Source organism: Methylobacterium aquaticum (assembly GCF_001043915.1).
Lineage (GTDB): Bacteria > Pseudomonadota > Alphaproteobacteria > Rhizobiales > Beijerinckiaceae > Methylobacterium > Methylobacterium aquaticum.
In genome coordinates this window covers 19,536-41,776 of sequence record NZ_LABX01000079.1, presented here as the reverse complement: position 1 = coordinate 41,776, position 22,241 = coordinate 19,536, and the positions used below count along the sequence as shown (strand labels likewise).

The following is a 22,241-nucleotide window of genomic DNA, read 5'->3' as shown; positions in this document are numbered from 1 at the left end:
GAGATGGGTCAACCGCCCCGTCGATCCCGGGCCTGCCCGAGATCGAATCGATGCGTCAGCATCCTGGGCCGTTGGCATGACAGAGAGACTTGACCTTGATCGCAGAACGAAGACGGTCGAGCGCATGAAACCTTGGGGCACCCTCCCCCGCACAGGGGGAGGGTTCAGGCGTGTGCCTCAGGCGGCCCGGGCCAGCCCGATCCGTCCCCAGATCGTCCCGAGCGCCAGCGCCAGGTGGTCGATATCCGCATCGCTGTGCAGCGGCGACGGCGTGATCCGCAGGCGCTCGGTGCCGCGCGGCACGGTCGGATAGTTGATCGGCTGGACGTAGATCCCGAACTCGTCGAGCAGCGTGTCGCTGATCTGCTTGCACTGGACCGGATCGCCGACCATCACCGGCACGATGTGGCTCGGATTGTCGAGGAGCGGGATGCCGATGGCCGCGAGCCGCCGGCGCACCGCGGCCACCCGGTCCTGGTGGCGCTCGCGCTCCGCCCCGCTCGCCTTGAGATGGCGGATGCTCGCCGCCGCCCCCGCCGCGATGGCGGGCGGCAGCGAGGTGGTGAAGATGAAGCCCGAGGCGAAGCTGCGGACGAAGTCGCACAACGCCGCGGAGGCCGCGATGTAGCCCCCCGAGACCGCGAACGCCTTGCCGAGCGTCCCCTCGATCACCGTGAGGCGGTGCATCAGCCCCTCGCGCTCGGCGATGCCGCCGCCACGCGGGCCGTAGAGGCCCACGGCGTGGACCTCGTCGAGATAGGTCATGGCGCCGTGCGCCTCGGCGACGTCGCAGAGTTCGTCGATCGGCGCGATGTCGCCGTCCATCGAGTAGACCGACTCGAAGGCGACGAGCTTCGGAAGATCGGGATCGACGAGGCGGAGCTTGCGGTCGAGGTCGTCGGGATCGTTGTGGCGGAAGATGTGGCGCTCGGCCCGGCTGGAGCGGATGCCCTCGATCATCGAGGCGTGGTTGCCCTCGTCCGAGAACACGACGCAGCCCGGCAGCTTCGAGGCCAGGGTCCCGAGCCCGGCCCAGTTCGAGACGTAGCCCGAGGTGAAGAGGAGCGCCGCCTCCTTGCCGTGCAGGTCGGCGAGTTCCTGCTCCAGCAGCACGTGGTAGTGGTTGGTGCCCGAGATGTTGCGGGTGCCGCCGGCACCGGCGCCGCAGCGGTCGATCGCCGCGTGCATCGCCCCCGTCACCGCCGGGTGCTGGCCCATGCCGAGATAATCGTTCGAGCACCACACCGTGACCTCGCGGGTCCCGTGCGCGCCGTGCTGCGTGGCGTAGGGAAAACGGCCGGCCTGGCGCTCCAGGTCGGTGAAGACCCGGTAGCGCCCCTCGCGGTGCAGACCCTGGAGAGCGGCGGAGAAGTGCGCTTCGTAGTCCATCGGGCGTCCCCTTGTACGGTGCTTTTCTGGTGCGGTGCTTTTCTGGTCGTGTTCTTTGCGGATGTCAGGGTGCGGCGTCGGCTCCCGGGCGGCGGGCGGGCAGCCCCCAGCCCCAGAGCGCGGCGGAGGGCAAGGGCAGCATCAGGAAGCCGTGCTCCAGGATGGCAAGCGCCATCAGGGTCGCCATCATGGTGTGGCCGGAGCGCTTGAACGCCGAGGCACTCTCGGTGACGGCGGGGTGCAGCAGCACCAGGAGGAATCCGGTGGCGAGAATCATCGCCACCGGGAACAAAGCGTTCATCGGCGCCCGGCGAAAGAAGCTGCCGAGATAGCGCAGGTGCTCGGGCAGGAATTCGGCGTGGAGGTTGCGCACGCCGAGGAAGAGGTTGAGCCGGGCGCTGAGGTTCATCCCCCACAGGACGAGGTAGGTCCAGAGCGCCATCCGGTTCGGGCAGCCCGCCGTCAGCCAGGCGATGGCGAGGAAGCCGAGGATGATCGCCGCCTCGTGCCAGAGATTGGTCGCCGCCGCGGCACCGAAGCGGGCGAGGCCCCGGTCGGTGGCCGAGCCGGGGGTGCGCCGCGGACCGGCGAGATAGCCCATGTAGAAGGCCATCTCCTGCCAGCCCCAGACGATCAACGCCGCCGTGAAGGCCGCGTAGGCCGCGGCCTCGCTCTCCTGGTTGGCGCTCCGGGCGATCATCCAGAGGGCCGCCCCGAGCGCCAGGGTCGTCGCGCCGAAGCTCCAGGCATGCGTCCGGCGCGGCCGGTGGTTCAGCCAGAGGATCGCTCCGGTCAGGAACCACCAGATCACGACGGCATAGAGGATCGGCGCGGCGTAGTCGGACATGCGGGCGCTACCAGGCGGGGCTGAGGCGGATCTGCGCGGGCATCGGGTTGGCCTTGGCCGGCATCACCATCAGCCGCCCGAAGGAGAGAGCCGCCTTGGCGGCGTAGCCGGCATGCCTGAGCTTGCCGATCACGCCGCCTTGCGCCTTCGCCTCCTCGATGCCGCGGGCGCAAGCCAGCAGCCGTTCGAGGCCGGCCCGGAAGCCCGGATGCTCGAGGTCGAGGGTGAGCGGGAAGACCTGGCGCGAGATCTCCGAGGTGACGGCGAAGACCTGGAAGTCGTATTCCTTCGGGTCGATCCCGAGCGCCTTGTGGAAGGCCGGCCGGCATTGGTCGCGCACGTACATCGTGCAGAACACGGCGAGCAGAAAGAACTTGATCCAATAGTAGTTGACGCCCGAGAGCAGCTTCGGATTGGCCCGCATCAGGAGCGCGAACGCCTCGCCGTGGCGGAACTCGTCGTTGCACCACTTCTCGAACCACTTGAAGATCGGGTGGAAGCGGTTGTCCGGATGGCGCTCGAGATGGCGGAAGATCGTGATGTAGCGGGCGTAGCCGATCTTCTCCGACAGGTAGGTGGCGTAGAAGATGAATTTCGGCCGGAAATACGTGTACTTCTTGGCCTTGGTCAGGAAGCCGAGATCGATGCCGACGCCGAAATCCTTCAGCGTGTCGTTGATGAAGCCGGCATGGCGCGCCTCGTCGCGGCTCATGAAGGCGAACAGCTCGCGGATGTCCTTGTTCTTGGCGCGCTTGCGCATCTCGGCATAGAGCACGCAGCCCGAGAACTCGGCGGTGATCGACGAGACAAGAAAGTCGAGGAATTCCTTGCGCAGCTCCGGGTCGAGGCCCGACAGGTCGAGGTCGAAATCCGCGTTGCGCACGAAGTGGCGCTTGTTGGGGTCCGCGCGCATCTCGGCGAGCAGCACGTCCCACTCGGCCCGCACCGGCTCGACGTTGGTGCGGTCGAGTTCCTCGAAGTCGGTGGTGTAGAAGCGGGGGCTCAGGAACGTCGTTTGCTGGGCCGAGCGGGTGCTCTCGTTCGGGGTCCTCAGGGTCGTCGCGCTCATAGCCGCGTCCTTTCCGAGAAGCTGACTTCGTAGAGTTCGGTGAGTTCGAAATGGCCTGCGATGCGGGTCCACAGGCGCTCCATGGCGCCGGCGCGCACCACGGTCGCGGTGCGGCGCACCACGATCCGGTCGCCGTAGGGAACGGAGGTCGGCGCGTCGTGCACCGTCACCTCGTCGCCCGGGGCGATGAGCAAGCCCCCGTCCAGCGTGACATGGGCGTGCAGGCTCTCGGCGGTCTGCTCGATCTCGACCGTGCACGGCACCTCGATGCGGCGTCCGCCGCCCAAAAACTGCATCACGATGCGCCCCTCCCCTGTTCGAGCAGCCGCGCGAAGGCGACCGCGTTGTCGCGCCCGAAGGCTTCGAGGTTGATCCGCCGGCCCGACGCCACGTCGTCGAGCGTCAGCGTGCCGTTGTCCCAGCGGGTGAGCCGGAATGGCGGGTTGCGGGACAGGCCCTCGCGCAGGCGCGCCTGGGCCATCACCCGCAGGGTGGCGCGCAGGAACCCGTCCTCGCCGGGTTGCACCTCGGCGACGAGGCGGCCGTTCCCGGCGTTGCGCAGCGAGACGCGGCCATCGGGCCGATCCTCGACCGCGAGATCGAGCACCTGGACCGCCGAGGCCGGCGGCATCTGCGTGATGCCGACCCCGCTGGCGCGCCCCACCGCCACCGCGGCGAGCGAGAAGGCGACGAGGAGGCCGGCACTGCGCAGGAGCGGCCGCGGGACCGGGATGTCGTGGGCCATCGCCACCTCCCTAATGGCCCGCCGCGGCGAGGCGGCCGGGCAGGACGGGGCTGGCGGCGGGCGCGGCCGGCAATGCCTGAACCGGCTGGCCGTTCGCCTCGGCGAGCGCCGTGGCGATGCGCTTGGCGACTCCTTCGGCGTCCGGCACGCAGCGCAGCATCGGCTCGGGCCGGGTGAGGCGCCAGGGCCGGGCATGCGGCCAGAGATGCAGGTAGGCCAGCCGCACGCCGGGCTTGAGCCGCAGGGGCAGGTCGCCGCTGCCGTCGCCGTAGCGGCGGAAGGCGGCGCCCTCGATCTCCTTCAGGGGCAGGTTGATGTCCATCTGGAGAGCGATGCCGACGCGCAGCATCAGCCGCCGGTCGGTCAGGCTGTAGACCGTGGTCCGGCAAGCGCCCCAGGCGAGCGCGAACAGGATCGCCAGCGCCAGGGCACCGGCGAGCAGCGCCGGCCAGGCCGCGGAGACACGCCCCGCGGAGACGGCCTGGACCGCCGCGAGCCCGCCGAAATAGAGCGCGACGAGATCGACGTGGAAGGCGCGGCGCGCCAGGCCCACGAGGGACGGGCGGCCCTGCCACAGCAGGCGCTCGCCCTTGGGGAGCGGGCCGGGCAGCCCGTCAGGGAGCAGGTCCGTCACAGCAGCGGCTCCTGGCGGCTGTCGGTGGCGTAGAGCGTGCCGGCGCCGTAATAGGCCATGACCCGCTCCTCCTCCCGCAGGGTGATGCTGTCGGGGTCGCGCGGCTGCGGCACGCCGGCGAACTGGCGGGCGAGCAGGGCCTCGACGACGATCGTCTTCTCCCGGCTGAAGCGCTGCACGTCGGCGAAGGTCACGGGGATCAGCACCGTGCGGTCTTTGGCGCCCTCCAGCTCCATCTCGTAGTAGCGCGGCAGCGACTCGCCGCGATCGACCCAGATCTCCGTGACGGTGCCGGCGCGCAGGCCATCGGCGCCGTAGACCGGCATGCCGCGCGGATCGGGATCGTTCGCCGCGACGGTGAATTCCTCGGCGACGCGCATCGGCACGATGCGGTTCTTGCCCTCCCAGGTCAGGTCCGGCCGCTCGGCACGCAGCGCATAGGCGCCGGGGCCGACGCCATCGGCGAGGCGGGAATCGTCGGTCGAGGTCGGGACGATCGGAGCGCCGGGCCAGGGTTCGAACTTGACCGCCTTGAGGTCGCCGACCGGGCCCTCGTGCGGACGGGGCGCCAGCACGACCGAGCCGTCGGCGAGCAGGAAGGTCTTGGGGGACGGCACGAACAGCCAGTCCCAGCCTTTGAGGCCGCCATGGACCTCGGATTCGAGGGGATAGCCTTCGCGGCGGTCTTCGCGGCGCAGGTAAAAGACCAGGCCGGCAAAAAAGATCCAGAAGGCGTACAGCACCACTTGCGCGACGTCGATGTAGCCGGTGATGGCACCCTTGGGCATGGTGGCCTCCTCTTCTACGGTAGGGCCGGACGGGCGGAGAGCGGGGGAAGAGCGGGCCGGCGCACCAGCGGCCCGATCGCCACCAGGGTGGCGAAGAGCAGCCCGATCTCGATGTGGTAGACGACGAGGTAGCCGGTGGACGCCTCGGAGAGCGCCTCGCCGAGGCGGCCCGAGACCGCCAGCGCCGAGCCGGCATCGCGCAGGATGCCGCTCGCCGCGATGGCGGCGCCGGCGGCGGTGGCCTGGACGGCCCCCCAGGCGCCGAGCGCCAGACCCGCCTGCTCGGGGGCCGCGCCGGCCATCGAGGCCGTGAGGGTGCCGTGGGCAAAGAGCCCGCCACCGAGCCCGATCAGCGCGACGCCGCAGGCAAACAGGCTGCCGGAGCCCAGCGGCGCCGCGAACACCACCGCCGAGAAGGCCGCGATGCCGACGACCGCGCCGGCCGCCGCGACCCGGAACGGATCGCCGCCGCGGTTGAGCCATCGCGCCGCGGTCAGGAGCCCCAGCCCGCCGCCGACGGCGAGCACGGCGGTGAGCGCGGTCGTCGCGGCGACCGGCAGGTGCAGGATCTGGCCGCCATAGGGTTCAAGCAGGATGTCCTGCATGCTGAACCCCGCCGTGCCGAGGCCGGTGGCGATGAGGCGCCGCCGCGCCTGCGGCTGGGCCGCGTAGGCGCCCCACGCCTCGCCGAAGCGGCGCGCCGGGGCGGATTTGCGCGAGGTGTCGCGCGGTTCCTGCTTCCACAGGGCGATGCCGTTGAGGATCAGGGTGGCCAGCGCCGCGCCCTGGATCACCTGGATCAGCCGGATGGGCGAGAAATGGGCCAGCGCCAGCCCGAACACCACCGCGCTCGCCATCATGCCGGCGAGCAGCATGGCGCAGAGCAGCGCCACCACCTTCGGGCGGGCATGGGCCGGCGCAAGGTCGGTGGCGAGCGCCAGCCCCACCGTCTGCGTGGTGTGCAGCCCGGCGCCGACGAGCACGAAGGCGAGGGCCGCCGCCGCCTGCCCGATCACGATCGGGCCGGTCGTGTCGCCCGACAGGATCAGCAGCGCGAACGGCATGATGGCGAAGCCGCCGAATTGCAGCAGCGTGCCGAACCACAGATAGGGGACGCGCTTCCAGCCGAGTACCGAGCGGTGGGTGTCGGAGCGGAAACCCACCAGCGCCCGGAACGGGGCGGCGAGCAGCGGCAGGGCCAGCATCACGGCCACGATCCAGGCCGGCACGTCGAGTTCGACGATCATCACCCGGTTGAGGGTGCCGATCAGCAGCACCGCCGCCATCCCGACCGTGACCTGGAACAGCGACAGGCGCAGCAGCCGGCCGAGCGGCAGCTCGGCGGTCGCGGCATCCGCGAAGGGCAGGTAGCGGGGGCCGAGATCCGCCAGGACCCGGGCGAGGCGGCGAGCGGGGGTCATCGGCGCGCCAGCTCCAGGGCGTTGGAGAGGTAGAAGCCGGAGGTGATCCGGCGGCTGCGGGCGAGGGCGAAGGGCGCCAGCCCCGGCTCGGCGGCGACGCGGCGGCGCAGCGCCCCCTCGCCGACCGGCTCGATGGCGGGTGCCCGGTCGCCGCGGGGGAAGAGGCGCCCGGCGGCATGCATCACGGTCAGCAGCGGGGTCCGCGGCGCGACGGTGAAGAGGACCGAGGCGTCGGTGCGGCGGGCGAGCCGGTCGAGGGCCCGGACGATGTCCGGCGTGCGGTAATGGATCAGCGAATCCATCGCCACGACGTGGTCGAAGCGCCCGAGCGCGTCGTCCAGCATGTCGCCGACCTGGAAATGCAGGCGCCCGGGCAGCCGATCAGCGGCATGGCGCTCGCGCGCCAGCGCGACGAGATTCGGCGAGACGTCGACCGCCACCACGTCGGCGCCCCGCCGCGCCGCCTCGACGGCGAGCGCCCCGGTGCCGCAGCCGGCATCGAGCAGGCGCCGCCCAGCGAGGTCGGCGGGAAGCCAGGAGAGGAGTTCCGCCCGCATCGCGTCGCGGCCGGCCCGCACGGTGGCGCGGATGCGGCTCACCGGCGCGTCCGAGGTGAGGCGCGCCCAGGCTTCGACGGCGGTGCGGTCGAAATAGGTTTCGAGCTGGGCCCGACGGGTGGCGTAGGTGGGGCTGGTCATCAGTCGAACCCGAGGAACTCGAACAGATCCCGATCCTTCATCGGCACCGCCGGGAGCGGGTCGACGCCGGCCCAGAGTTGTTCGGCCAGTTGCAGGTACTCGGCCTGCACCGCCAGAAGCTCCGGCGAAGGATCCATCTCGAACAGGGTCGCCTTCTTCAGGCGCGAGCGGCGCACCACGTCGAGATCCTGGAAATGCGCCAGGCGCTTGAGGCCGACCGCGGCGTTGAACCGGTCGATCTCGTCGGTCTTGGCCGAACGGTTGGCGATGACGCCGCCGAGGCGGACACCATAATTCTTCGACTTGGCGTGGATCGCCGCGACGATCCGGTTCATCGCGAAGATCGAGTCGAAGTCGTTCGCCGTGACGATCAGCGCCCGGTCGGCATGCTGGAGCGGCGAGGCGAAGCCGCCGCAGACCACGTCGCCGAGCACGTCGAAGATCACCACGTCGGTGTCTTCGAGCAGGTGATGCTCCTTGAGGAGCTTCACCGTCTGGCCGACGACGTAGCCGCCGCAGCCGGTGCCGGCGGGCGGGCCGCCGGCCTCGACGCAGCGCACGCCGTTATAGCCCTCGACCACGAAATCCTCGACGCGCAGTTCTTCCGAGTGGAACTGCACCGCCTCCAGGGCGTCGATGACCGTGGGCGCGAGGCGCTTGGTCAGCGTGAAGGTCGAATCGTGCTTCGGGTCGCAGCCGATCTGCAAGACGCGCTTGCCGAGCTTCGAGAAGGCGACCGACAGGTTCGACGAGGTCGTGCTCTTGCCGATGCCGCCCTTGCCGTAGACGGCGAAGACCTTGGCGGTCTCGATGCGGATGTCGGGATCGAGGGCGACCTGGAGGCTGCCTTCTTCCCGGCGTGCCGGCACGGGGTTTCGGATCGCGATGTTCATGCGGCAGCCTCCGCGGTGATGCCTTCGAGCCGGTCCTCGAGGGCCTCCTCGGCCCGGTCGAGGGCGGCCCGGGTCTCGGGGTCGGGGGTCCAGAAGCCGCGCCGATGCGCCTCGATCAGGCGATGGGCGACCTTGGCCGAGGCGGCGGGGTTGAGCGCCGCCATGCGCTCGCGCATCGCCTCGTCGAGGACGTAGGTCTCGGTGATGCGCTGGTAGATCCAGGGCGCGACCTGATCGGTGGTGGCCGACCAGCCGACCGTGTTGGTGAGGTGCTGGTCGATCTGGCGCACGCCCTCGTAGCCGTGGCCCAGCATCCCCTCGACCCATTTCGGGTTGAGCATGCGGGTGCGGGTCTCCAGCGCCACCTGCTCGGAGAGGGAGCGGACCCGGCCCTCGCCGCGGGTCTGGTCGCTGATATAGACCGGGACCGAGGTGCCCCGGGCCTTCGCCACGGCGCGGGCCATGCCGCCGAGCCCGTCGAAGTAATGATCGACGCTGGTCACCCCGACCTCGACCGAATCGAGGTTCTGGTAGGCGAGATCGACCCCTGCGAGCACCGCCTGCATCAGGGCGCGGCGCGGCTCGGGCTTACCCGTGCGGCCATACGCGAAGCTCTTGCGCCGCGAGAAGGTCTCGCACAATTCGGTCTCGTCCTCCCAGCGGCCGGACTCGACGAGGTGGTTGAGGTTGGCGCCGTAGGCGCCCTCGGCGTTGCTGAAGACCCGGAGCGCTGCCGTCTCGAGGTCGATGCCCTGCGCCGCCTGATGGGCCAGCGCGTGCTTGCGCACGAAGTTCATCGCCTCCGGCTCGTCGGCGCTGGCCGCGAGATAGGCGGCCTCGGCCAAAAGCTTGGTCTGGAGCGGCAGCAGATCGCGGAAGATGCCCGAGAGCGTGGCCACGACGTCGATGCGCGGGCGCCCGAGATCGGCGAGCGGGATCAGCACCGCGCCGCAGAGCCGGCCGTAACCGTCGAAGCGGGGCGCCGCGCCCATGAGCGCCAGGGCCTGGGCGACGGGGGCGCCCTCGCTCTTCAGGTTGTCGCTGCCCCACAGGACGAGCGCGATGCTCTCCGGATAGGCGCCGCCATCCGCCGCATGGCGGGCGAGCAGCTTCTCCACCTGCGCCCGCCCGTCCGCGAGGGCGAAGGCGCTCGGGATCCGGTAGGGGTCGAAGCCGTGCAGGTTGCGGCCCGTTGGCAGGATCGCGGGCGAGCGCAGCACGTCCCCGCCGGCGACCGGCGCGATGAAGCGGCCGTCGAGGGCGCGGAGCAAAGCCGGGATCTCGTGATCCTCGGCGAGCAGCCGGTCGGTCTCGGCGAGCGCCCGGAAGGCGGCGAGCGCGGCGGCGTCGGCACCGGGACCGGCCACCCCCTCGGGACACGCGCCGCCGACCAGCCGGGCGATGGCCGCACGGTCCGGCACGAGGCCGTGGACGGATTCGGCGAGCGCCAGGAGCAGGTCGATCCGCTCCTCCGCCGGCGTCCCTTGCCCGACGACGTGCAGCCCGTGCGGGATCAGGGTGTGTTCGAGTTCGATCAGCCGGACCGCGAGGTCGGCGATGCGCTCTTCCGCGTCCTCACCCCAGCCGTCGCCCTCGGCGAGGTCGAGGCTGGAAGCCTGGCCGTGGATCAACACGGCGAGCTTCGACCGCTCGGCGGCCTCCTCCGGCGGCAGGGCGCGGCGGCGCTCCAGCGACGCCTTGAGGTCGATGAGCCCGCGATAGAGCCCGGCCTGGGCGAGGCTCGGCGTCAGGTAGCTCACCAGGGTCGCCGCCGCGCGGCGCTTGGCAAGGGTGCCTTCCGAGGGGTTGTTGGCGGCGTAGAGGTAGACGTTGGGCAAAGCGCCGATCAGCCGCTCGGGCCAGCAGGCGGCCGAGAGCCCGGTCTGCTTGCCGGGCATGAATTCCAGCGCCCCGTGGGTGCCGAAATGCAGGACGGCGTCGGCACGAAAATCGTCGCGCAGGTAGCGGTAGAAGGCCGAGAAGGCGTGGGTCGGCGCAAAACCCTGCTCGAACAGGAGGCGCATCGGGTCGCCCTCGTAGCCGAAGGCGGGCTGCACCCCGACGAAGACGTTCCCCAGATGCGCGCCGAGCACCAGGATCGAGGACCCGTCGCTCTGGTGCCGGCCCGGAGCCGGTCCCCATTGCGCCTCGATCTCGGCGAGATGGGCCTCGCGCCGGACATGCTCGTCGGCCGATATGCGATGGGCGACGTTGGCCGGCGTGCCGTAGCGGGCGGCATTGCCCTCCAGCACCCGGGCGCGCAGGGCTTCGACGGTCTCGGGCACCTCGACGGAATAGCCGTCGGCCTTCAGCCCCCGGAGCACGCGGTGGAGCGACTCCCACACCGACAGGAAGGCGGCGGTGCCGGTGGCGCCGGCATTGGGCGGGAAGTTGAACAGGATCACGGCGATCCGGCGCCCGGACCGCGCGCGGGCGCGCAAGGCCACGAGGCGGGCGACCCGGTCGGCGAGGCGAGCCGTTCGTTCCGGGTGCACCGCCATGTCGCGGGACTCGCCCACCCCGGCGGCCCGGCCGCCGAACACCATCGGGGCGGTGGCGCCGTCGAGTTCGGGGATCGCCACCATCATGGTCGCCTCGACCGGCGACAGGCCGCGAGCCGAGGCTTCCCATTGCTCCAGGCTCTGGAACTCGACCGCCTGCGCGGCGAGATACGGCACGTCGAGCCGCGCCAGCATGGCGCTCGCCGCGGCGGCGTCGTTGTAAGCGGGGCCGCCGACGAGGGAGAAGCCGGTGAGCGAGACGAGCGCGTCGATGGCCGGCCGGCCGTCGCGCAGGAAGAATTTTTCCACCGCCGGCCGGTTGTCGAGCCCGCTGGCGAAGGCCGGGACGACGGTGAGCCCGCGCGCTTCGAGCGCCGCGATCACCCCGTCGTAATGCGCCGTGTTGCCGGCGAGCACGTAGGAGCGCATCAGCAGGAGGCCGACCCGTCCCGCCCTGCCCGACGCCGGCAGCCGGTCGAGGCGCTCGGTCACCCGCTCGGCCAGGCGAGGGTGGTAGAGGCCGGTCTCCGGGTAGCTCAGGGGCTCGGCGGCCGAGAGGTGCCGGCGCCAGGCGGCGCGCGGGCCGGCAGCGTAGCGGCCTGCGAGGAAGCGCACGAGGTTGACGACGTTCTCGTCCGAGCCGGCGAGCCAGTATTGCAGGGTCAGGAAGTAGGCCCGCACGTCCTGGGCCGAGCCCGGGATGAAGCGCAGGATCCGGGGGATCTGGCGGATCATCGCCATCTGGCGCGCCCCGCTCCCCTGCCCGCCGCCAGATCCCGACTTGCCGCGCAGCCGCTTGAGGAAGTCGAGCGCGCCGCGCTGCGACCCGTCCATGGCGAAGCGGTTCATCCGCGTGGTGCGGACCACGTCGGCCGCGGACAGGCAGCCCACCATCGCGTCGCAGTCGGGCCGGCGGGCGAGGAGCGCCGGCAGCACCGCCCGGACATGCTCGTCCATGAACAGCATCGCCGAGAGCACGATGTCGGCCCGGGCGATGTCGGCCCGGCACGCTTCGAGGGCCGACGGGTCGGTCTCCCACTCGGCGGCGGCGTGGAAGCCGAGGACGAGGCTGGGTGCTGTCTTCGACAATTCCCGGCGCGCCCGGTCCACCGCCCCGGCGAGGTGGTTGTCGAGGGTGACGATGACGACGCGCAGCTCCGGCAGCGCGCCCGGTCCGTCACCGGCTGAAATGCGCTTTGGCATCGTACAGGGTCTCGACGGTGATGAGCGGGAGCGCCCGCTCGCGGGCGAAGCGTTCGGTGTTGTGGCGGGCCTTGCCGCGGACGAAGAACGGCACCTTCTTCAGCTCGCGCTCGGCCTCGATCGACCACACCACCGGCGTCGCGGCGGTGGTGGGTGCAGGGGCGACCACGGTTCCGGCCTCCTCGCGCGGCCGGCCGCCGAGATGCGAGGGGGCGACGCCGTCGTGGAATTCCGGGTCGTCCCGGAACATCGCCAGCAGGTGCTCCTCGAGCCCCATCATCAGCGGGTGGACGAAGGTATCGAACAGGACGTTCGCGCCCTCGAAGCCCATCTGGGGCGAATGGCGGGCCGGCACGTCCTGGACGTGCATCGGCGCCGAGATCACCGCGCAGGGGATGCCGAGCCTTTTGGCGATATGGCGCTCCATCTGGGTGCCAAGCACCAGTTCCGGCTGCGCCGCGGCGATCGCCGCCTCGACCGCGAGGTAATCGTCGGTGACCAGCGCCTCGATGCCGTGATGGGCCGCCTCCGCCCGCACCTCGCGGGCGAATTCGCGCGCATAGGTGCCGAGGCCGACGAGGGAAAAGCCGATCTCCCGCGTCGCGACCCGGGCCGCCGCGACCGCATGGGTGGCGTCGCCGAAGACGAAGACGCGCTTGCCGGTGAGATAGGTCGAATCGACCGAGCGCGAGTACCAGGGCAGGCGCGAGCCCTCCCGTGCGAGGACCGGTGCGGGATCGAGTCCGGCGAGCGCCGCCACCGCCTCGATGAAGGCGGTCGTGCCCTTCACGCCGATCGGCGTCGTCTCGACGAAGGGCTGGCCGTGGCTGCGCTCCAGCCATTGCGCCGCCGTCCGGGCCACTTCCGGGTAGAGCACGACGTTGAACGCCGCCTCGCCCAGCCGCCCGAGATCGGCCGGCGTGGCGCCGAGCGGCGCCACCACGTTGACGGCGATGCCGAGGTCGCCGAGGAGTCCGCGCACCTCGCGCAGGTCGTCGCGGTGGCGAAAGCCCAGCGAGGTCGGCCCGAGGATGTTGCAGCACGCCTTCGCCCGCGTTTCGGCGGGCCGGCCGGCAAGCGCGCGCACCAAGCGGTAGAAGGTCTCGGAGGCGCCCCAGTTCTCCTTCTTCTGGTAGGCGGGCAGTTCCAGCGGGATCACCGGGATCGGCAGGCCGAGGGCCCGCGACAGACCGGCCGGATCGTCCTGCAAGAGTTCCGCGGTGCAGGAGGCGCCGACGATCATCGCCTGGGGCCGGAAGCGGTCATAGGCGGCGGCCACCGCCTGCTTGAAGATCTCGGCGGTGTCGGAGCCGAGGTCGCGGGCCTGGAAGGTGGTGTAGGTCACCGGCGGGCGGGCGCCGTGCCGCTCGATCATGGTGAAGAGCAGGTCGGCATAGGTGTCGCCCTGCGGCGCGTGCAGCACGTAGTGCAGGCCATGCATCGCGGTGGCGACCCGCATGGCGCCGATGTGAGGGGGCCCCTCGTAGGTCCAGAGCGTGAGCTGCATCCCTCTAGCCCTCCAGCCGCGCGCGGCGCGCGAGGGGGCGGGTGAACAGCCCGGCGAGGTCGCCGGCCTGCTCGTAGCCCTGGATCGGGGTGAACAAGAGCTCGATCGACCACTTGGTGGCGAGATCCTCCGCCTCCAGCGGGTTGGCGAGGCCGAGGCCGCAGATGGTCAGGTCGGGCCGCGCCGCCCGGCAGCGGTCGAGCTGGTCGTCGAGGCTCTGGCCTTCCGTCACCGCCGTGCCGTCGGGGAGCAGCGCCAGGTCCTCGGCGAGGTGGGTGCGGTGAAGGTAGGGTGTGCCGACCTCGATGAGGTCCGCGCCCATCTCCCGCGACAGGAAGCGGGCGAGCGGCACTTCGAGCTGCGAATCGGGGAAGAAGAACACCCGCCGGCCCACGAGCGCGGCGCGGTGCGCCGCGAGCGCACGGTCCGCCCGGGCCCGGCCGGCCTCCGTCACCGCGGCGACGCGGGCGGGCGAGATCCCGAAGGCGCGGGCGGCGGCCGCCAGCCACAGGGTCGTGCCCTCGGCGCCGAGGGGGAACGGCGCCGGGATGCGGGTGGCGCCGCGGTCTTCGAGCGCCCGGGCGGTGTCGGTGAGGAAAGGCTGGGCGAGGAGGATGCGGGTATTCGGGCCGACCGGCGCCCGGTCCGCCGCCCGGCGCCCGGGCAGGAAGCGGACATTGGCGATGCCGAGATCGGCGAACAGCCGCGAGAACTGGTCCTCGACCACGTCGGCGAGCGCGCCGACGACGAGGAGGGATTCGTCATGGCTCCGAGGCAGATCGGGCACCAGGGCGGCGAGGCAGGCATCCTCGCCTTGCGTGAAGGTCGTCTCGATGCCGCTGCCCGAATAGCTCAGGACCCGCACGTCCGGGGCGAAGCTGCCCGAGAGCCGCGCCGCGGCGCGGCCGAGATCGAGCTTGATGACCTCGGACGGGCAGGAGCCGACGAGGAACAGGAGCTTGATGTCCGGCCGGCGCTCCAGCAGGCGGCGGACCACCCGGTCCAACTCCTCATGCGCGTCGGCGAGGCCGGCAAGGTCGCGCTCCTCGATGATCGCGGTGGCGAAGCGCGGCTCGGCGAAGATCATCACGCCGGCGGCCGACTGGATCAGGTGCGCGCAGGTGCGGGAGCCGACCACCAGGAAGAAGGCGTCCTGGATCTTGCGGTGCAGCCAGACGATGCCGGTCAGCCCGCAGAACACCGCCCGCTGGCCGCGCTCGTGACGGATCTCGGGGCCGCACGGCACCGCCGGCGAGAGAGGGGAAGCCAGCGCCGTCATGGCACGACTCCCACGGCGTAGGCCGGCGCCTGCGACCGGGCGGCGCGCAGCTTGAGCAGGAATTGGCCGGCATTGACCAGGTAGGCGGCGTAAGCGGCCAGCGCCAGCAGCATCAGCCCGGCGGTGCCCAGCGCCCCGGTGGCGAGCGCCACCAGGTAGGCGGTGTGGAGCGCCAGCACCAGCATGCTGACCGCGTCCTCCCAGAAGAAGGCCGGGGCGAACAGGTAGCGCCCGAACACCGCCTTCTCCCACAGGGAGCCGGTGACCATGATCGCGTAGAGAGCCAGGGTCTTGGCGACCACCGAGGCGTTGGCGAGCGCCACCCCCTCCCCGGTCGCCAGGGTGCGCAGCACCAGGGCGAGGCTCACCAGGAAGACCGCGAACTGGAGCGGGGCCAGCACCCCCTGGACCAGGGTCCAGGGCGAGGCGTCGCGGCGGCGCCGCTCGGCCTCGCTGTAGAGAAACGGCCGGTCCATGGACGTCGCCATCGCGCCTGCCCTCACCTGTCCGACCCGCGTTGGCCGCGGATGCCGATGGACGAAGCCTAGGACCGGCGATGCCGGAGTGTCAACCTAAGTTGACAGTTGGTCACGATGACATTCCAGGGAGGCGATCGCGAATGCGCCTTGCGGCGGAACGCGGGAGCTGTATCCTGGAATGAATCCGAATGACGCCGTCCCACACCGGCGCCCCAAATTAGAAAACCCGACACAAGGTCGAGAAAACTCGATTTTCCTGAGCATCGGGGAGGTGCCGGTGGGAGATCAAGCACAATCCGTTACCTTGCCGGGCGACAGGCCGGCAGCCCGCGACCGGGGTTATCGTGATCGGTCATCCCTCGAAAGACACTCCGGGGGAGTACAAAGGCGGGTCTTGTGGCGGGACGATCTCGCGCAGGTCGTCGAAGCCGAGATCATTCCGCGGCTGATGCTCGCCCATCGCAGCGACCGGCAGCCGCGCCGTGTTGCGCCGCGCTTGAGCGGGAGCGACGATATCGGCCGCCTCGGCGCCCTGCTGCTGCTGCCCGAGGACCGGGACGTGCTCGGGGTGGTCCGCGGCCTGATCCAGGACGGCATGAGCCTCGAGGAGGTGCTGACCGGCCTGCTGGCGCCCACGGCCCGGCATATCGGCCGGCTGTGGGAGGATGACGTCTGCGACTTCGTCCAGGTGACGACCGCGATGGCGCGGCTGCGCCGCCTCGTTCACGACCTCGAAACCCTGTGCCTCGACCCGCAACCGGTCGATCCGGCGAGTCGGCGCGTCCTGCTGCTGCCCGCTCCGGGTGAGACCCATACCTTCGGGCTGACGCTGGCGGCGCATTTCCTCACCCAGGCCGGCTGGGAGGTGACGACGAGCTTCGACCACCATCTCGCCGATGCTCTCGAGCGCCTCCGGGCCGAGTGGTTCGACGTCGTCGGCCTGTCGCTGTCCTGCGACGTCTGCCTCGACCGGCTGGTCGCGGCGGTCCCGGTGCTGCGGCGCGCCTCGCGCAACCGCGACCTGCAGGTGATGGTCGGCGGCCCGGCTTTCCTGGGTCGGCCCGACCGAGTTCGGCTCGTCGGGGCCGACGCGGCTGTCGATGACGCGCGCGACGCACCGGGAATCGTGCAAAGCTTGCTTGATCTGCGGATTAGAGCCTGCTGAAAGACCTGTTCGATGCGGTCGGCGTGTTGGTGACCCTTGAACAGCCCCCTGAGCCCTGCTGCGAAGGAATCGTTCGCGGTGCTGCGAGACGCCGTCTCCCGCCTCGATCCCCTGACGACGGGCAGCCTCGTGGCTGCCGTCAGCGACGTGTCGCTCGTCGTCGACGGTGAGGGGGTCATCCGCGACGCCGCCTTCGGGGCCGACGGGCTGTCCGAGGAGACGGGCGACCGATGGCTCGGCCGGCGCTGGGTCGACACCGTCACGGTCGAGAGCCGGCCGAAGGTGCTGAGCCTGATCGAGGATGCCGCCCCCGGCACCGTCACCCGCTGGCGCCAGGTCAACCACCCCTCCGCGCAGGGCGGCGCCGACGTGCCGATCCGCTACGCGGCGCTCCGGGTGCCCGACGACGACCGCATCATCGTGATCGGCCGCGACCTCCGGGCGCTCTCGGCCCTTCAGCAGCGCCTGGCCGAATCGCAGCAGGCGCTGGAGCGCGACTATGCCCGCCTGCGCAGCGCCGAGACGCGCTACCGGGTGCTGTTCCAGCTCGCCGGCGAGCCGATCCTGATCGTCGATGCCGCCACGCGCCGCGTCACCGAGATCAACCCGGCCGCCGCCCGGCTCCTCGGCCGGGCGGTCAAGCGCATCGTCGGGCGCGACCTCATCGACCTGTTCGAGCCCGAGGGGGCCCGCGCCGTCCAGGCGCTGCTGGTGGGCCTGCGCCTCACCGGCCAGGCCGAGGACCTCACCGCCCGCCTCGCCCAGCGCCGCGGCGAGGCGCGGGTCTCCGCCACCCTGTTCCGCGAGGAGGCCGGGATGAACATCCTGGTGCGCCTCTCCGCCCTCAACCCGGCCCCGGCCCCGGCGGCGGCGCGCTCGGGCGCCATCGAGGTGATCGAGGCGATGCCCGAGGGCTTCGTCGTCACCGACCGCGACCGGCGCATCATCGGCGCCAACGCCGCCTTCCTCGACCTCGCCCAGCTCGCCACCGAGCACCAGGCCAAGGGCGAATCGCTCGAACGCTGGCTCGGGCGCGAGGGGACCGAGATCGCCGCCCTGTTCACCACGCTGTCCGATCACGGCTCGGTGCGCCACTTCGCCACCGTCGTGCGGGGGGAGTTCGGGGCGGTCGACGAGGTCGAGGTCGCGGCGGTCTCGGTGCCGGGGGGCGACCGGCCCTGCTTCGGCTTCACCCTGCGCACCCTGCCCCGCCGCGTCGCCGCGGTGGCGCCGGGCGGGCGCGAGCTGCCGCGCTCGGTCGAGCACATGACCGAGCTGGTCGGCCGCGTCTCGATGAAGGCGCTGGTGCGCGAGACCACCGACCTGATCGAGCGCCTGTGCATCGAGGCGGCCCTGCGCATCACCAACGACAACCGCGCCTCGGCGGCCGAGATGCTGGGCCTCAGCCGGCAGGGTTTCTACGCCAAGATGCGCCGCTACGGCCTCGGCGATCTCGACGGGGACGAGGCGGACGACAGCGCCGAGTGAGCGTGCACGTCTTCGCGACGCTGCACGCGCGAGTGTAAAGCACGCTTGACACTCGATCATCGCCGTCCCACCCTCGCGGCATGACGACCGAGCCTCTGATCAAGCCCCTGATCACGCCGCCTGCGGTTCCGGCGCCCCGGGCGCTCCTGGAGCTGCTCAAGCCGATCACGTGGTTCGCGCCGATGTGGGCCTTCGCCTGCGGCGTGGTCTCCTCCGGCGCCGCGCTCCAGGAGCGATGGCCCTTGGCGATCGCCGGCATCCTGCTCGCCGGCCCCCTCGTCTGCGCCACCAGCCAGGCGGCGAACGACTGGTTCGACCGGCATGTCGACGCCATCAACGAGCCGGACCGGCCGATCCCGTCGGGGCGCATCCCGGGCCGCTGGGGCCTCTACGTGGCGATCGCCTGGACGCTCCTGTCGCTCGCGGTCGCCGCGCTTCTCGGGCCTTTCGTGCTCGGCGCAGCGGTCTTCGGGCTGGCGCTGGCCTGGCTCTACAGCGCGCCGCCGGTGCGGCTGAAGCGCGACGGCTGGTGGGGCAACGCCGCCTGCGGCTTGTGCTACGAGGGCCTGCCCTGGTTCACCGGCGCCGCCGTGATGGGGAGCGCCCTGCCGGACGGGCGGATCATCGGGCTCGCCGCGCTCTACAGCCTCGGCGCCCACGGCATCATGACCCTCAACGACTTCAAGTCGATCGAGGGCGACCGGCGCACCGGCATCCGCTCGCTCCCGGTTCAGCTCGGCGCGCCCCGCGCCGCCCGCCTCGCCTGCTGGGTCATGGCGGTGCCGCAAGCGGTGGTCGTGGTTCTGCTCGCCGCCTGGGGCGCGCCCTGGCACGCCGCCCTCGTCGCCGCGCTCCTCGCCGGCCAGGGCGTGCTGATGCACCGCTTCCTCGCCGATCCGCGCGGTCGCGCCGCCTGGTACAACGGCACCGGGACGCTCCTCTCCGTGCTCGGCATGCTGACCGCGGCGCTCGCCCTGCACGGGGGACTCGCATGAACGGGCCGGCCTCCTTCGGCTGGGGCACGATCGTCCGCCTCGGCCTCGTCCAGACCGCGCTCGGCGCCATCGTGGTGCTGATCACCTCGACCCTCAACCGCGTGATGGTGGTGGAGCTGGCCCTGCCGGCGGCGCTCCCCGGCGGGCTGGTGGGGCTGCACTACGCCGTGCAGGTGCTGCGCCCGCGCTGGGGCTACGGCTCGGATCTCGGCCGCCGCCGCACGCCCTGGATCGTCGGCGGCATGGCGCTCCTGGCGCTGGGCGGGGCCGGCGCCGCCCTCGGCACGGCGCTCGTCGCCACCCATCCGGCGGCGGCTTACGCGCTCCTCGTCCTGTCCTTCCTCGCGGTCGGCATCGGCGTCGGGGCGGCCGGCACCTCGCTCCTCGTGCTGCTCTCTACCGGCGTCGCCCCCCATCGCCGGGGTGCGGCCGCGACGATCGTCTGGATCATGATGATCGCCGGCTTCGTCGTCACCGCGCCGACCGCCGGGCACCTGCTCGATCCGTTCTCTCCCGCGCGCCTCGTCGCGGTGTCGGGCGGCGTGTCGCTGATCGCCTTCCTGGTCGCGCTCGCGGCCGTGTGGGGCGTCGAGCCGGCGCGGGCCGCCGCACCCGCTCCCGTCCGGGGGGCACCGGCGCGGCCCTTCGCCAAGGTGCTGGCCGAGGTCTGGGCCGAGCCGGAGGCGCGGCGCTTCACGGTCTTCGTGTTCCTGGCGATGCTCGCCTACAGCGCGCAGGAACTGATCCTCGAACCCTTCGCCGGCCTCGTCTTCGCCCTGTCGCCGGGCGCCACCACCAAGCTCTCCGGCCTCCAGAATAGCGGTGTGCTCGCCGGCATGGTGTTCGTCGCCCTCGTCACCGCCAACGGGCGCGGGGCCTTCGCCTCCTTGCGCCTCTGGACCGTCACCGGCTGCCTCGGCTCGGCCGCCGCGCTCGCGGCGATCGCCGCCTGCGGCTTTGCCGGGCCCGGATCGCCCCTGCGGGCCTGCGTCGTCGGGCTCGGCCTGTTCAACGGCATCTTCGCGGTCGCGGCGATCGGCCAGATGATGGCGCTCGCCGGCCATGGCGGTACCCCCGACGGCGAGAGCCGCCACGGCACCCGGATGGGCGTGTGGGGCGCGGCGCAGGGCGTCGCCTTCGGGCTCGGGGGGTTCCTCGGCGCGGCGGGGGTCGATCTCGCGCGGCTCGCCGTCGGCACCGTGGTGCCGGCCTATGCGGCCGTCTTCGTGACCGAGGCGGCCTTGTTCCTCGTCGCGGCCGGGCTGGCGTACCGGATCGGACGGCCATCCGTGAGCGCGCGGGCGATCGAGAGCCTGTCGGTGCGGCACGCGATCTGAAAAAAGCGATCCGGCCGAACCCGGCCCGGACGACCCGGAGGCACGGCCATGGACGAGGACATCGTCGACGCGGTGGTGGTGGGAGGGGGACCGGCCGGCGCGACGGCGGCGACCGATCTGGCGCGGCTCGGGCGCCGGGTCGTGCTGCTCGACCGGGCCGGACGCATCAAGCCCTGCGGCGGCGCCATCCCGCCGCGCCTGATCCGCGACTTCGCGATTCCCGACGAGCTTCTGGTCGCGAAGATCCGCTCCGCCCGCATGGTCTCGCCGCGGGACCGCGCGGTCGACATGCCGGTCGGCGAGGGCTTCGTCGGCATGGTCGATCGCGGGCCCTTCGACGAATGGCTGCGCGTGCGCGCGGCGCTCGCCGGCGCCGCGCGGGTGACCGGCACCTACTTGCGCCTCGCCCGCGCCGGGGACGGCCCGGTCACGGTGCATTACCGGGACGCGCAGGGCGACGAGGCGCGGATCCGCACCCGCCTCGTCATCGGGGCCGACGGCGCCAACTCGGCGGTGGGCCGCCAGGAGATCCCGGCGCATGCCCGGATGCGGCAGGTCTTCGCCTATCACGAGATCGTTCGCACGCCGCATTCCGGCACCGTCGAGGCGACGCGCTGCGACGTCTATTACCAGGGCGTCCTCTCGCCGGACTTCTACGCCTGGATCTTCCCGCACGGCGACACGCTGAGCATCGGGACCGGCAGCGCCCGCAAGGGGTTCTCGCTGCGCGGCGCGGTCGGCCGGCTGCGGGCCGCCACGGGGCTCGACCTCGGCGACACGGTCCGGCGCGAAGGCGCGCCGCTGCCGCTGAAACCCCTCTCGCGCTTTGACAACGGCCGCGACGTCCTGCTCACCGGGGACGCCGCCGGCCTCGTCGCCCCGGCCTCGGGCGAGGGCATCTACTACGCGATGTTCGGCGGGCGCCTCGCGGCCGAGGCGGCGCACGACTTCCTGGCCACCGGCAATCCCCGGGCCCTAGGCTCGGCGCGACGCCGCTTCCTCAAGGCGCATGGCCGGGTGTTCTGGATCCTGCGGCTGATGCAAACTGTCTGGTACCGCAACGACTCGCTTCGCGAGCGCTTCGTCAGCATCTGCCGCGATCCCGACGTGCAGTCGCTCACCTGGGACGCCTACATGAACAAGGAACTGGTGCGGGCGAAACCGGCGGCGCATGCGCGGATCTTCTTCAAGGATCTCGCCCACCTCTTCCGCTGGGTCTCGCCGTGATGGAGTCTCTCGGGGGACGCTGGGGCCCGATCCTGGTGGCGGCCGTCTCGGCCATCGTCGTGGCGGCGGCGGGCGCGTGGCTCACCACGCTCGGCCCCTGGTACCGGAGCCTGCACGTCCCCTCCTGGAAACCGCCCGATTGGGCCTTCGGCCCGGTCTGGACCACCATCTTCACGCTCACCGCCATCGCCGGCGTGCTGGCCTGGAACGGAGCGCCGGAGGGGGCCGAGCGGTTCTGGCTGCTGACCGCCTTCGTGGTGAACGGGATCCTCAACATCGCCTGGAGCGGCGTGTTCTTCCGCCTGCAACGGCCGGACTGGGCGCTGGTCGAGGTGGCGGCGCTCTGGCTCTCGGTGGCGTTGCTGATCCTGGTCGTCGCGCGGCATTCCGGCCTCGGGGCCCTGTTCCTCCTGCCCTATCTCGCCTGGGTCGGCGTCGCCGCCCTGCTCAACTGGTCGATCGTCCGGCTTAACGGACCGTTCTGATCGGCCTTGCGACGCATCGGCCGGCCGGCATGACGATCTGGCCACCACTGCCCGCGCCCGACATCTTGCGCCGCGAAAGATCGGATTGTCC

Annotated in this window: 20 protein-coding genes; 6 read left to right on the top strand and 14 right to left on the bottom strand. The window is 71.7% G+C overall.

Going from position 1 to position 22,241, the window contains the following annotated elements; genetic code table 11:
* Window positions 1–177 precede the first annotated feature (177 nt).
* From hemA to bchF, 14 genes are all read right to left on the bottom strand, one after another.
* Window positions 178–1,389: a 5-aminolevulinate synthase gene (gene hemA / locus VP06_RS11055; RefSeq protein ID WP_048463820.1), complete on the bottom strand. Its 1,212-nt coding sequence runs from the start codon at window positions 1,387–1,389 to the stop codon at window positions 178–180.
* Between the two features lie 64 nt (window positions 1,390–1,453).
* Window positions 1,454–2,236, bottom strand: coding sequence for a putative photosynthetic complex assembly protein PuhE (gene puhE / locus VP06_RS11050; RefSeq protein WP_048463819.1), 783 nt, complete (start codon window positions 2,234–2,236; stop codon window positions 1,454–1,456).
* Window positions 2,237–2,243: 7 nt separating this feature from the next.
* Entirely contained in the window at window positions 2,244–3,305 is a 1,062-nt protein-coding gene (gene acsF, locus VP06_RS11045; RefSeq protein ID WP_048463818.1) for a magnesium-protoporphyrin IX monomethyl ester (oxidative) cyclase, read from the bottom strand.
* Entirely contained in the window at window positions 3,302–3,601 is a 300-nt protein-coding gene (locus tag VP06_RS11040) for a hypothetical protein (RefSeq protein WP_048463817.1), read from the bottom strand. Before VP06_RS11040 ends, acsF begins: the two co-directional genes overlap by 4 nt.
* A complete protein-coding gene (gene puhC / locus VP06_RS11035; protein ID WP_048463816.1) occupies window positions 3,601–4,050 on the bottom strand; it encodes a photosynthetic complex assembly protein PuhC in 450 nt (149 codons plus the stop codon). The genes VP06_RS11040 and puhC overlap by 1 nt, the downstream gene beginning before the upstream one ends.
* A gap of 10 nt (window positions 4,051–4,060) precedes the next feature.
* Window positions 4,061–4,684: a photosynthetic complex putative assembly protein PuhB gene (gene puhB, locus VP06_RS11030; RefSeq protein WP_048463815.1), complete on the bottom strand. Its 624-nt coding sequence runs from the start codon at window positions 4,682–4,684 to the stop codon at window positions 4,061–4,063.
* Window positions 4,681–5,472: a photosynthetic reaction center subunit H gene (puhA, locus tag VP06_RS11025; RefSeq protein WP_048463814.1), complete on the bottom strand. Its 792-nt coding sequence runs from the start codon at window positions 5,470–5,472 to the stop codon at window positions 4,681–4,683. The genes puhB and puhA overlap by 4 nt, the downstream gene beginning before the upstream one ends.
* 14 nt (window positions 5,473–5,486) lie before the next feature.
* Window positions 5,487–6,893, bottom strand: a complete 1,407-nt coding sequence (locus tag VP06_RS11020) for a BCD family MFS transporter (RefSeq protein ID WP_048463813.1) — start codon at window positions 6,891–6,893, stop codon at window positions 5,487–5,489.
* Window positions 6,890–7,591: a magnesium protoporphyrin IX methyltransferase gene (gene bchM / locus VP06_RS11015; RefSeq protein WP_048463812.1), complete on the bottom strand. Its 702-nt coding sequence runs from the start codon at window positions 7,589–7,591 to the stop codon at window positions 6,890–6,892. Before bchM ends, VP06_RS11020 begins: the two co-directional genes overlap by 4 nt.
* Window positions 7,591–8,484: a ferredoxin:protochlorophyllide reductase (ATP-dependent) iron-sulfur ATP-binding protein gene (gene bchL, locus VP06_RS11010; protein WP_048427102.1), complete on the bottom strand. Its 894-nt coding sequence runs from the start codon at window positions 8,482–8,484 to the stop codon at window positions 7,591–7,593. The genes bchM and bchL overlap by 1 nt, the downstream gene beginning before the upstream one ends.
* Window positions 8,481–12,188 (bottom strand): magnesium chelatase subunit H, encoded by a 3,708-nt coding sequence (locus tag VP06_RS11005; protein ID WP_048463811.1) that lies wholly within the window; start codon window positions 12,186–12,188, stop codon window positions 8,481–8,483. Before VP06_RS11005 ends, bchL begins: the two co-directional genes overlap by 4 nt.
* Entirely contained in the window at window positions 12,163–13,695 is a 1,533-nt protein-coding gene (gene bchB, locus VP06_RS11000) for a ferredoxin:protochlorophyllide reductase (ATP-dependent) subunit B (RefSeq protein ID WP_048463810.1), read from the bottom strand. The genes VP06_RS11005 and bchB overlap by 26 nt, the downstream gene beginning before the upstream one ends.
* 4 nt (window positions 13,696–13,699) lie before the next feature.
* The gene (locus VP06_RS10995) at window positions 13,700–14,974 is read right to left on the bottom strand and encodes a ferredoxin:protochlorophyllide reductase (ATP-dependent) subunit N (protein ID WP_048463809.1); all 1,275 of its coding nucleotides are present in this window, start codon (window positions 14,972–14,974) and stop codon (window positions 13,700–13,702) included.
* Window positions 14,971–15,462: a 2-vinyl bacteriochlorophyllide hydratase gene (gene bchF / locus VP06_RS10990; protein ID WP_048463808.1), complete on the bottom strand. Its 492-nt coding sequence runs from the start codon at window positions 15,460–15,462 to the stop codon at window positions 14,971–14,973. The genes VP06_RS10995 and bchF overlap by 4 nt, the downstream gene beginning before the upstream one ends.
* A 385-nt stretch (window positions 15,463–15,847) precedes the next feature.
* On the opposite strand from bchF, the gene VP06_RS10985 reads away from it, so the two are divergent.
* From VP06_RS10985 to VP06_RS10960, 6 genes are all read left to right on the top strand, one after another.
* Window positions 15,848–16,618: a cobalamin B12-binding domain-containing protein gene (locus VP06_RS10985; RefSeq protein ID WP_245291141.1), complete on the top strand. Its 771-nt coding sequence runs from the start codon at window positions 15,848–15,850 to the stop codon at window positions 16,616–16,618.
* 78 nt (window positions 16,619–16,696) lie between these two features.
* Window positions 16,697–18,106 carry a transcriptional regulator PpsR gene (ppsR, locus tag VP06_RS10980; protein ID WP_048463807.1) on the top strand — a complete coding sequence of 470 codons (1,410 nt, stop codon included), beginning with the start codon at window positions 16,697–16,699 and terminating at the stop codon, window positions 18,104–18,106.
* Between the two features lie 80 nt (window positions 18,107–18,186).
* Window positions 18,187–19,101 (top strand): chlorophyll synthase ChlG, encoded by a 915-nt coding sequence (gene chlG / locus VP06_RS10975; RefSeq protein WP_048463806.1) that lies wholly within the window; start codon window positions 18,187–18,189, stop codon window positions 19,099–19,101.
* Window positions 19,098–20,438 (top strand): BCD family MFS transporter, encoded by a 1,341-nt coding sequence (locus VP06_RS10970; RefSeq protein ID WP_048463805.1) that lies wholly within the window; start codon window positions 19,098–19,100, stop codon window positions 20,436–20,438. Before chlG ends, VP06_RS10970 begins: the two co-directional genes overlap by 4 nt.
* 48 nt (window positions 20,439–20,486) lie before the next feature.
* The gene (locus tag VP06_RS10965) at window positions 20,487–21,665 is read left to right on the top strand and encodes a geranylgeranyl diphosphate reductase (protein WP_048463804.1); all 1,179 of its coding nucleotides are present in this window, start codon (window positions 20,487–20,489) and stop codon (window positions 21,663–21,665) included.
* A complete protein-coding gene (locus VP06_RS10960; RefSeq protein ID WP_048463803.1) occupies window positions 21,665–22,150 on the top strand; it encodes a TspO/MBR family protein in 486 nt (161 codons plus the stop codon). Before VP06_RS10965 ends, VP06_RS10960 begins: the two co-directional genes overlap by 1 nt.
* The last annotated feature ends 91 nt before the right edge of the window (window positions 22,151–22,241 follow it).